We start from the raw sequence: 11,137 nt of genomic DNA, 5'->3' as shown, positions 1-11,137 counted from the left end.
ACTTCAGGGGAGCAGTTCAGTTATGTGAGAGAGCGTTCGGGCTTAGCGGGCGCGCTCCACCCGCTTCTCATCCCACACGGGTTCCTCCGACTCGTAGACCTTGCCGTCGGAACCGAAGATCATGAAACGGTCAAAGGACTTTGCGAACCAGCGGTCGTGCGTGACAGCAAGGACAGTGCCCTCGAAAGCGTCGATGGCCCGTTCCAGAGCCTCGCCCGAATGAAGGTCAAGGTTGTCCGTAGGCTCGTCCAGCAGCAACAACGTGGCGCCGGAGAGTTGCAGGAGCAGGATCTGGAACCGTGCCTGCTGACCACCGGACAAGGACTCGTACTTCTGCTCGGACTGACCGGCCAAGCCGTACGAATCCAAGGCACCGGCGGCGGCCTCACGGGCGAGTCCGGAACGGTGCTCATCGCCACGGTGCAGGATCTCGAGCAGCGTCCGGCCCAACAGATCAGGCCGGACATGCGTCTGTGCGAAGAACCCTGGCCGGATGCGGGCACCCAGCTTCACGGTGCCTTGATGCGGCACTTCAGCAATCACTACCTCGGACACCGGCAGGTGCTCACGCTCCGGATCGGTGCCGCCGGTAGCCAGGAGGCGCAGGAAGTGGCTCTTGCCCGAACCGTTGGAACCAAGAACACCAACGCGGTCGCCGAACCAGATCTCGGTGGAGAACGGCTTCATGAGACCGGTCAGTTCCAGCTTCTCGGCCACGACGGCACGCTTGGCTGTTCGCCCACCTTTGAGGCGCATCTTGACGTTCTGTTCGATCGGCAAGGCCTCGGGTGGGCCGGCTTCCAGGAACTTGGCCAGACGGGTTTGCGCTGCTTGGTACCGGTTAGCCATATCGGAACGGAAAGCGGCCTTGTTCTTGTACATGTTGACGAGTTCCTTGAGCTTGATGTGCTCCTCGTCCCAGCGTTTCCGGAGTTCCTCAAAACGGGCGTTACGATCGGCACGCGCCTCGACATATGTGCCGAAGCCGCCACCATGGATCCATGCTGAAGCGCCATTGATACCGGGCTCGAGTGTGACGATACGGCTGGCCGCGTTGTTGAGCAGCTCGCGGTCGTGGCTGATGAACAGGACGGTCTTCTTGGACTCGTTGAGCTTGCTTTCCAGCCAGCGCTTGCCCGGAACGTCCAGGTAGTTATCGGGTTCGTCGAGGAGGAGGAGCTCGTCCGGGCCAGCGAACAGGGCTTCCAGGACCAGGCGCTTCTGCTCGCCACCGGACAGGGTGGAGGCGCGACGGAACTGCGCTTTGTCGAACGAAATCCCCAAGGCTGCCATGCAGACCTCGTCCCAGACGGTCTCGACGTCGTACCCGCCGGCGTCTCCCCAGTCCACGATCGCCTGCGCATACTTCATCTGCGTGGGCTCGTCGTCGTGCTCCATCATGGCCAGCTCGGCGTCCTCCACAGCCTTGGCAGCGGCTGCGAGGCTGGCCTGCGCCGTGGAAACGAGGAGATCCCGGACAGTGGATTCGTCCCGAACCTGGCCCACGAACTGCCGCATGATGCCCATGTTGCCGGAGCGGCCAACAACACCCTCGTCCGGCGTGAGGTCACCGGAGATGATCTTGAACAGGGTGGTCTTGCCCGTTCCGTTAGGCCCGATGAGCGCCGTTTTGGTGCCATCGGGGACCTTGAAGGTCACCCCGTTGAGCAGCTGGGTGCCGTCGGAGAGGAAGTAGTCGATGCCGGAAACGTCAATATGGGCCACGTTTCAATCCTCCCATGGCGGCGGATTGGCACTCGACGGCGGTGTCAGCCGGCTGCGGTGAGGAACGACTTCAGCAGGGGTCCGCTGGTGGTGGCACCCAGTCCGCCTTCTTCCACGAACACTGCAACCGCCAGATCCCCATGCGTTGCAACGATCCACGCATGGGTCTTTGGCGGGTTGTCATTGCCGAATTCCGCGGTGCCTGTTTTGGCCCCCACCGGCGTACCGGGAACCTCGGCGAGGAAGCCAGCGTGGCCTGAGGTCACTACAGCCCGCATCATGTCCGACAGTGCAGCGGCTTCTTCCTTGGTGATCGGCTTGGTGGACGCCGGTGACACAGGAACGGCGCTCACTGAAGCGGACGCGGACGACGGCGACGCGGCGCCACCTTCGGTGGGAGTGGCACCGGAGCTGGGGTTCTGGGTGGCGGCCGGGGACTGGGCGGCGTCAGCGTTCAGCACGAGTTGCGGAGAAACAGGTGCGCCGTTGGCGACGGAAGCTGCCATGACCGCGGCTGAGAGCGGGGAAAAGAGCACCTTGCCCTGGCCGATCATGGAAGCAGCGTGCTCGGTACCTTCGGCAGCGCCCGGAACAGAACCCAAAAACGCGTCTGCGCCCAGTTTGGGAGCTTCAACCGCCACGCCCAGAGCCTGAGCTGCGGATTCGAGCTGGTCCTGGCTGACGGCATCCCGGGCGTTGATGAAGGCCGTATTGCAGGAGTGCGCAAAAGCGTCGCGGAGGGCCACCGAGCCGAGGGAGCTTTCCGGATACCCTTCGGCGTTCTTGAACGTGCGGCCGTCCACGGTCAGCGTTGAGGGGCATTCAACCTTGGAATCGGGGGTGGCGCCGTTGCGGAACATGGCCAGGGAATCAACAATCTTGAAGGTGGAACCCGGCGCATATTGGCCAAGCATGGCCGTGTTGTAGCCGTTGCTGCCTGGTCCGGACGCTGCGGCTAGTACAGCGCCGGTGGATGGCTTAAGGGCAACAATGGCCGACGCGGGCCCAACACCGGCCAACGTTTCCTCCGCCAGCTGCTGGAGTTTCAGGTCCAGCGTGGTTTTCAGCGTGGTGCCCGGGGACGGGAGGGACGAGAAGAACACTTTGGTGCCCGGGGTCTCACCTTCGGACTTAACCTCGGGAGTTGCCAGGACTTCCACGCCATCTTTACCGCGCAGCAACGAGTCGTACTTCTGCTGCAGACCGCCAGTGCCCGTGGTGTCTCCGGCGCGCAGCGCACCATTGGAGTTTTCAATCTGTTCAGCACTGGCTTGACCAACGCTGCCGAGCAATGCCCGCGCGAAAGTCCGGGTGGGAGCCAAAGCCATGGAGTCCAGGATGCTCGATCCGCCGGGAATGGCCTCGATTTTAGCTTCAGTGATTTCCGCCGTGTAGGCGCGCAGCACAAGGCCCTCCACGAAAGCCTGCGGACCTGAGGCAGCAACCTGCTTGGCGTACTCTTCAGGGTCCAGCCCGAGCAGAGCCGCCATGGCTCGCGCAGAACTGTCGGCTTGCTCTGCCGGAACCTTGGTCTTGTCGATGCCCACCCGGAAGACGGGACGGTCCTCAACAATGGGAGCATCTCCGGCACCCAGGATCTGGCCGCGTTGCGCGGGAACGGTCTTGACGGACAGGGTCTCACCCTCGGAGAGTTCCGGTGCAAGGAGTGCAGGGGTCCATTGGACAGCCCACTTGTCGCCGACCTTCTTCAGCGTGGCTTCGGAGCTGTACTCCCACTTGGCCGAGCCGATGTTCCAGCTGTATTTAAGGGGGAACGTTGCGGTGTCGCCGTCGAGCTTGACGTCGCCTGACTCTACTGCCGGCTTGGCGTCGAGTCCCTCGAAGACGGCTTTGAGTTGATCATTGGCCGCGGCTGCGTCCTTACCCTCCACGGCGAGCTGGCCGACGTCGAGCGCCGCCAGCGAGGAGGCGAGCTGCTTGGCTGCTCCTTCCGCGCCGGCGCGGCCGTCATCGCAGGCGGTCAGCGAACCGGCCATCACCAGCGATACGAGACCAAGGACAAGACCGTGTTTTTTCAATTTCCCCATTTGCGACATTATGCCCCGTTCCCCTGACACTTTCTTGTTGTGGCCGTTAAAACGGACGGCCGCCGCCCGCCACCCCGGCTGGAGTTGGCGAGCGACGGCGGTCTTCACGTCAGGCTACGAAGCACATGTGAACTTTGCATCACCCCAAACGCCATGCGCGCCGTTGATGGATCCGGAGGGGTCCACCACCAATTCCACATATGCCGCACCAGTGAGGTCAACGGACACGGACTCAGGGGCAAATCCCGGTGTGTACGTGCGCGATTGGTACTTGTTCACGCCGTCGGCATTGACCTTGAAGATGATGTTCCCGCCAAAGCCACTCTCGAGGCCCACCTGCGAGGTGAAAGAGGTGCACTTTCCTCCCAGGTAATAGGTGATCTTTGAGGCAGCATGAACGCCCAGGCCCTTACTGAACACAGGCTGCTGACCTGTCACGGGATCCGTGTAGTTGATGGCCAGCGGCTTGTCCGGGGACGACGCCGAGTCCTTGTTGGCAACGTTCTTACCGATTACGCCGTAGCCGTTCAAAGCCTGGACCCACGGCGTGTCCGAGGCGTACACCGTTCCAAGCGGGACGTTCGGCAACGGCTGCGATGTCACTTTCCAGTCGAAGAACTTCACGCGGGTGTCAGTGGGCAGGGTGACGGACGCCAGCTCTTTGGTGGGGTTGAGCCGGACCGTGTTGGAGAACGCCTGGTACTTGTACTGTGTGTACTCCGGCGACGGCCCGTTGGCGTTGTTCCTACCCTGTTCGGAAACGGCCACCACTGCCCCGTTGAGGACGGACGGCTGCAACCAGTTGGGGAAGAAGATGGATTGCTGCTCGGTTGTTCCGTCCGCGTAGCTCAGCGTCAAAACCGCGCTGGTTCCATTGCCCACCGCGGCGGATCCAAGCACGGCCAGGTGCGTTCCCTTGCCCTTAACGGCAATGGTCTGCGCGGAAAGCGCCACCGAGTTAGGTACATCGGGTCCGACGGCCGGCCACGTGTAGTCAACCTGTGTCGGTTTTCCGGCGTCCACCGTTACTGTGCTGCCCGGCCGGACTCCGCCTGCAGGAACCGTGGCGGCAGCCAGCTGTTCGGCAGCGAAGGTGGCCCCTCCGCCGTCGAAGTTTCCTAGTGCCTTGCCCGCCACGGTGGTGATCGAGACGGTGTTGTACGCAGCGGCCAAAGAACCATAAGCAACGTAGATCTGGTTGCCGCCGGTCACGGACTGGATGGTCCCGGATGCGTCGTACGACGCCGATACCCGCACGGTCTGTTGGCCCGCCTTTGCGCTGGTCCCCGGTTTGATAACGAACGTGGCAGTTGCTGTGGCGCCGCCTTCAACCTTTGCAGCTGTTGCGCCGGAGGCCGACACCACAGTCCAGCCTTCAGGAAGCACCGGGGTCAGCACCACGTTGCTCTTAGCCTTGGTTCCGGTGTTCACGAAGGCCGCCGTGACGGTGGTTTCCTGGTCCTGGAAGACCTGTTGGCCGGTGGTCACGCGAACTTCAGCCGCGGTGTCTTCCTGGCTCTTGCCGCCCAGCGGGCCGGCCTGCTGCAGCTGAACCGTAGCGGATTGGTTGGAGGCAATTGAGCCCGTCTTCACCCAGATGGTGCCGTTGTTGGCCTCGTCGAAGAACCAGCCGGTGGTTGCTGCAGCATAAGCGGTCTGGGTGGAGTGCTGGGCCAGCTTGGTGCCGCCGATCCTGACGTCCTTGGGTGCTGCTCCCGCGTGGACTTTCAGTTCGTACGGACGTGCCTCCGCCTTGCCGGTGTACTCGCCCTTCCGCTCACCGATGGTCACTTTGACACTGCTGTTACCGGTGCCTGGAGCGTCCACCGAGAAGATCTGGCTGGAAGACTTGCCATCCTTGAATTCGCGGGTCACCTTGTCGTCCTCGTACAGAGTGAAGGCGTCCTGGCCCTTGGCGTAGACGTCCAGAGTGATCATGGAATCCTCAGGAACCAAAGACGCGTTACGGGCAACAATTCCTTGCGGGATCACAGCACCTGCACGAACGAAAACCGGAAGCTTGTCCAGCGGTGCGTTGTAGCCGTTGAGGATCTGGCCGCCCTGGTAGAGCTTGCCGGTCCAGTAATCCACCCATTGCTGGCCTGCCGGGAGGAAGATGCCGTTGCGCACGTCGGTCTGGGTGAAGACCGGGGCTACCAGGAAGTCGGAACCGAGCATGAACTGGTTGTTTGCCTCGGCGCCGTAAGACCATTCCTGGTCAGGGAACTCAAGAGCCATGGAGCGCATCATGGAAACGCCGCTTGTGGATGACTCCTGAGCCAGCGTGTAAATGAAGGGCATGAGCTGCTGGCGGAGCTGGAGGTACTGGCGGTTGATGGCTGTAGCCTCGTCGCCGTAGAGCCACGGACGCTTGTCAGTGGCTGCCCAGCCGGACATGGAGTACAGCGCCGGGGCGAAGGCCTTCCATTGGAGGTCGCGGACGTAGGACTCAGCGGAACCGCCGAAGATGCCGTCAACATCGCCCGTGGTGAATGCCAAACCCGAGTTGCCGGCGCCGGTGAGGGCCGAAACCTGCCAGCGGACGGCGTCGAGGTTTCCTGAATGGTCACCCGTCCACTGCATGCCGCAGCGCTGGGAGCCGGCCCAACCTTCCACCATCAGCGAGGTGCCGCGGGCATTTGAATACTGTTCGATGCCGCCGTGCGCCGCTTCGCAACCGGTGAGTGCCTGGCGGTAGCCCTGGCCTACCCACGCGACGTCGAGCTTGCGGAGCCGGACGCCGGCCTCGCCCACTTCGTACTCCTGGTTGGTCAGGGAACGCTGCGTCCAGAGGCCAACCTTGAGGTCGGTTTCTTCCTCGATGTTGCTCACGGTTTCCGGGAGTTGCTGGTACTCGCAGCCGTAGCCGTCGTTGACCAGCATCCAGCCGGCGGGCATGTCGTTCTCCACGAACTTCCGGGCCGTCTTGATGGCGTCGGGCGTGCGCTGCTTGGCGCCGTCGGGATCACCGTAGCCCGAGGAGGAGTACCCCGGGTTGGAGCGGTTGTAGCAGTCGGCGTCGCCGTATTCCAAGGCGTAGACCGGGGGCATCATGGGCTTGCCGGTCAGCGTGGTGTACGCGCCAAGGGACTGCTTGTAGTCGCCCACGAAATAGTAGGCATCGAAGCGCTTTTCCTCATGCGTGGTGGTGGGCTGGCCGCCGAAGTTGTAGGAGCCGCGGGCGAAGGTGTCGCGGAGAACGCCGTAGCCCTTGGAGGACATGTAGTACGGCACGGCGTTGGGGTAGCCGTCATCGTCCCAGTCGAAGTTCTTGGCAATGTTGATGAGTGCGCCGGTGTGCACGGAGCGGCCGTTCTGCATGCCGCCGCCGATGAACTGCTCGCCGTCCTGCTGGGCAAGGTGCTGCGTAGCTGAGTTGGCGCCGAAGGTGATGGGGGCGGACTCCTCCAGAACCAACGAGCCGTCAGTCCTGAGAACCCGAAGCTGTGTGGTGGCCTTGTTGATCTCGACGCTGATCTTGGCAGTTTTCAGGACCAGCCAGTCGCCGTCTGTGACTGTGGGTGTGGTGCCGGGGAACTTATCCTTGCCCACCACGATGTTGGCGGTCCTGGCCGGATCGCCTTGGTCTGTATTGGCGGGATCGGTGAATTTTCCGCTGGGGTCAGCTTCCAGGCGGAAATTGCCGTCGTCCAGGAACGTGACGCGGATGGCGCCCTTCTCCGCGGAAAGGTTGACGACGTTGCCGGACTGGGTAAACCCGGTCACCGCTCCGAGGGGTACTCCGGCGGCATCGACAGGGACTTCGGGGGTGACGGTTTTAATGGCCGCGGGATCACCTGGAGCGGCATTGGCGGCCGCGGCAAAGGTGAGTGCGGGGATGGTTCCTGCGAGGAGCAGCGAGGCTAGGCCGAGGGAAGCGGCCTTCCTGACTAGCTTTTTGGTGCGTCCGGAGCTGCCGGGGGCAGTGCCGGATAAGAAGCCCAATGTGGGTGCGGACATGTGGGGCCAACTTTCGACGAGTGACTTTTTGTGATCTAACTCATAGCGAAACGTGCACTAATCGTCACTGCAAAAGGATCAAAGGTCAACCGTTTAACCAAAATTCTTACCCGACTGAGTCGCATTTGTGCGCGTTTTGGGCGCTCAAAACGCGCACAGTTGCGACTCAGTTGGGGAGAGTCAGCGCGAGCGGATAATCCTGCGCTGCGTCGCGACGGCTATGGCAGCGGTCCGGTTGTCCACGCCGAGCTTCGAGTAAATGTGCACCAAGTGGGTCTTCACCGTGGCCTCGGAAATGAAGAGTTGCTTGGCCATGGCACGGTTGCTCATACCCGTTGCCAAGAGCTCCAAAAGTTGTACTTCCCGGGCGCTCAAAGCCGGGGAAGGATTCCGGATCCGGCCCATGAGCCGCGCCGCAACCTCCGGTGCCAATGCGGTTTGCCCGGCCGCCGCGGACAACACGGCCTGCCGGATCTGCTCCGGGGGTGCGTCCTTCAACATATAGCCGCTTGCACCGGCCTCCACTGCGGCGAGGATGTCCGCGTCTGTGTCATAGGTGGTCAAAATGAGCACAGGCGGCGGGGGAGTCCCGGCCTCACCCGCCTTGATCCTCTCCGTAGCCGTTACGCCATCCATGCCGCTGCCCATCTGCAGGTCCATGAGCACCAGGTCCACGGGCTCACCCAAAGTATTGAGCTTGCTGAGTTCCACCAGCGCGGCATCACCGTCAGCTGCCTCCGCAACCACGGTCACCCCCGGGAAGTCGGCGAGCATGGCCCGCAGTCCTGCCCGAACAACCGGGTGGTCATCCACCAACAACACCCGAATCTCACTCACGCGGCACCCCCATCCGCCGGCAACGGCACCCGGATCGCAACCACGGTCCCCTCACCCGGCGCCGACTCAATCTCCAGGCTGCCGTTCAATGCGGCCAGCCGCTCACGCAAACTCTGAAGCCCGACGCCGGTGCCGTCACCTCGCGCCGTGCCGGCCGCCGTCGACGGCTCGAATCCTATGCCGTCGTCAAAAACGTCCAAGGTCACCTCAGCGCCCAGGAAAGACAGGGTCACGACGGCGGTGCGCGCGTGGGCGTGCGCCCACACGTTAGCGAGGGAAGCCTGCGCGGCCCGGAGCAGGGTGGTCTGGTACGTATTAGGCAGTTCCGTCGGCGTACCCACCAGCTCGAAGCGGCAGCGCAGCGCGGACCCCCGGGCAGCAGCCTCAGTCTCCGTTTTCTCACAGAGGCGGCTGAGGGTATCCACGAGTCCCGAGCGCTCAAGATCCGGCGAACGCAGGCCGCGCACAAAGCTCCGCGCCTCGGCAAGATTGGCAGACGCCGTGTCCTGAACCGTTCGTAGCCGCTCCCGTGCAGCACTGGCGTCGCCATCGTCCAACGCTTTCTCGGCGGACCTGCCCATCAGGACAATGCTTGAGAAGCCCTGCGCCAAGGTGTCGTGGATTTCCCGGGCAAGCCGTTCGCGTTCGGCCAGCATTCCGGCGTCGTGCTGTGTCTGTGCGAGTTCGGCGCGGGTCCTGCGAAGCTCGTCGGCAACAGCGCGCTGATTCTCGGCTTCGAGGAACAACGCGCGATAGGCCAAGCCCGTGACCACTGCGAATGCTGCCCCGAACACCGGCCCAAGGACCATAGCAAGCTGCAGGCCGCCGTCGGACGATCCCCGGCTATGGAACCACAGCGTGCCCACCAGAAGCGCAGTGCTCACAGCAATCGCGGGCAAAGCAAGCGCGCGGGGGAGCAGGTGCAGTTGCAGAAAGAACAAGGGGAAGGCAACCCATGCGAAGTCGCTGCTGACCAGGAGGAGCAGCAGCCATAGGAGCATCACCGCGCCAAGCCACCAGCGTGCGTACGGTGTGGGATTGAACCGGGTGGGATGGCTTGCATGGCGTTTTTCCAAGAGAGTCCCGCTGAGGTACACCAATGCCAGCAGGGCCGAAAGACTTAGTCCGGCAATCACAGCAACAGCCGACGCCGGACCGTTGGTTCCCATTCCCGTCACCAAGCGGACAACGGCCACCAGCAGCAGAACCGCGAAACCCAGATGAAGGCTCACGCGCAGCACGCGGAGGATTGTGGCGGCGCCAGCGGGAGACTGCATGCTTCACAGCGTATCCCCGGCGCTCCTCCCGTAAACCAAATTTCGCGCTCCAGGGCCTGAATCAACCATTCGGATGATCGCCGGTTCAACCCCACGATGCCAGCCGATCCATCCGGCTCCCGATGCCTCGGCGGCCTATCGCCGGAAGAGTTGAGATAGCCGGGATCAAGCCCGCATTGAATCGAAGGAATCCGATGTTTCTTGCCATCCGCGATATCCGCTTCGCCACGGGTCGTTTTGCGCTCATGGGCAGTGTGGTCGCCCTCATCACGTTGCTGCTGGTCATGCTCTCCGGGCTGACTGCAGGTTTGGGCAACCAGTCGACGTCCGCACTGGGGGCCCTGCCGGTGCAGCAGATTGTTTTTGGTGCACCCGCCGGAGGTGATCCAAAGGCCTCGTACACCGAGTCCGAAGTTTCCCCTGTTCAGCTCGCAGCCTGGCGGGACCAGCCGGGTGTGACGTCCGCGCAGGCGCTGGGAATCAGCCAGACCCGTTTTCAGTCGTTGGGTGGCGGGGGGACCCCGACCGGAACCGCGAACGTTGCAGTCTTTGGCGGCGCGGTTGCTCCATCGGCTGTGGAGGACGGGACGGTGGTGGTGGGTGAGTCGCTGGCCAAAGAGCTGGCGCTGGAAGTTGGCAGCCGGGTTCGTGCGGGCGGGACAGACCTGACGGTTTCAGCCGTTGTGGAGGACCAGTGGTACTCGCACACCGGCGTGGTGTGGACAACGCTGGAGACCTGGCGGACCATCGCCCACGCAGCACCTGGCACCGCAACGGTCATCACCGCAACCTTCGACGCCGGAGCTTCCGTGAACCTCGACGCCGCCAACGCGGCGGCCGGCACGGTCAGTACGGACCCCGTGGGTTCGTTCCAGGCACTTGCCTCGTACAAGAGCGAGAACGGCTCACTCATGCTGATGCAGGCATTCCTCTACGGCATTTCGGCCTTGGTGATCGTCGCGTTCCTCACAGTGTGGACAGTGCAGCGCACACGCGACATCGCCGTCCTCAAGGCGTTGGGGGCTTCGTCCGGCTATGTGTTGCGGGACGCCCTCACCCAGGCGGCCATGGTGCTGCTGGCAGGAGCGGCGGTGGGCGGTCTTCTGGGCTTGGCCGGCGGAACGTTCGCGGCCCAGGCCGCACCTTTTCTGATCACACCCATGACCACACTGCTGCCTATCGCAGGAATCATCCTCCTGGGCCTGGCGGGCGCAGTCCTGGCGGTAAGAAGCGTCACCACAGTGGATCCACTGTTGGCACTCGGCGGCAACTAAAACATTCCCAGAAAGG

At 63.0% G+C, this 11,137-nt stretch carries 6 protein-coding genes; 1 reads left to right on the top strand and 5 read right to left on the bottom strand.

Annotated features, from left to right (window positions below):
• Positions 1-42 precede the first annotated feature (42 nt).
• From EU811_RS04595 to EU811_RS04575, 5 genes are all read right to left on the bottom strand, one after another.
• Positions 43-1,725 carry an ABC-F family ATP-binding cassette domain-containing protein gene (locus tag EU811_RS04595; RefSeq protein WP_142937316.1) on the bottom strand — a complete coding sequence of 561 codons (1,683 nt, stop codon included), beginning with the start codon at positions 1,723-1,725 and terminating at the stop codon, positions 43-45.
• Between the two features lie 44 nt (positions 1,726-1,769).
• Positions 1,770-3,773, bottom strand: coding sequence for a penicillin-binding transpeptidase domain-containing protein (locus EU811_RS04590; protein ID WP_142937315.1), 2,004 nt, complete (start codon positions 3,771-3,773; stop codon positions 1,770-1,772).
• A 114-nt stretch (positions 3,774-3,887) separates the two neighbouring features.
• Positions 3,888-7,733 carry an NPCBM/NEW2 domain-containing protein gene (locus tag EU811_RS04585; protein WP_142937314.1) on the bottom strand — a complete coding sequence of 1,282 codons (3,846 nt, stop codon included), beginning with the start codon at positions 7,731-7,733 and terminating at the stop codon, positions 3,888-3,890.
• 180 nt (positions 7,734-7,913) lie between these two features.
• Positions 7,914-8,570 carry a response regulator gene (locus tag EU811_RS04580; protein ID WP_142937313.1) on the bottom strand — a complete coding sequence of 219 codons (657 nt, stop codon included), beginning with the start codon at positions 8,568-8,570 and terminating at the stop codon, positions 7,914-7,916.
• Positions 8,567-9,847 (bottom strand): sensor histidine kinase, encoded by a 1,281-nt coding sequence (locus EU811_RS04575; protein ID WP_142937312.1) that lies wholly within the window; start codon positions 9,845-9,847, stop codon positions 8,567-8,569. Before EU811_RS04575 ends, EU811_RS04580 begins: the two co-directional genes overlap by 4 nt.
• A gap of 194 nt (positions 9,848-10,041) precedes the next feature.
• On the opposite strand from EU811_RS04575, the gene EU811_RS04570 reads away from it, so the two are divergent.
• Positions 10,042-11,121: an ABC transporter permease gene (locus EU811_RS04570; RefSeq protein ID WP_187697078.1), complete on the top strand. Its 1,080-nt coding sequence runs from the start codon at positions 10,042-10,044 to the stop codon at positions 11,119-11,121.
• Positions 11,122-11,137 lie beyond the last annotated feature (16 nt).

The sequence above is a fragment of the Arthrobacter sp. TS-15 genome (genome assembly GCF_006964045.1).
Taxonomy (GTDB): Bacteria; Actinomycetota; Actinomycetes; order Actinomycetales; family Micrococcaceae; genus Arthrobacter.
This window is presented reverse-complemented; position numbering and strand designations above follow the sequence as displayed.

Bases quoted from the DNA above. Each gene is read 5' to 3' on its own strand.
- EU811_RS04590 (WP_142937315.1), bottom strand. From the start codon at position 3,773: ATGGGGAAATTGAAAAAACACGGTCTTGTCCTTGGTCTCGTATCGCTG.
- EU811_RS04585 (WP_142937314.1), bottom strand. From the start codon at position 7,733: ATGTCCGCACCCACATTGGGCTTCTTATCCGGCACTGCCCCCGGCAGC.
- EU811_RS04575 (WP_142937312.1), bottom strand. From the start codon at position 9,847: ATGCAGTCTCCCGCTGGCGCCGCCACAATCCTCCGCGTGCTGCGCGTG.
- EU811_RS04570 (WP_187697078.1), top strand. From the start codon at position 10,042: ATGTTTCTTGCCATCCGCGATATCCGCTTCGCCACGGGTCGTTTTGCG.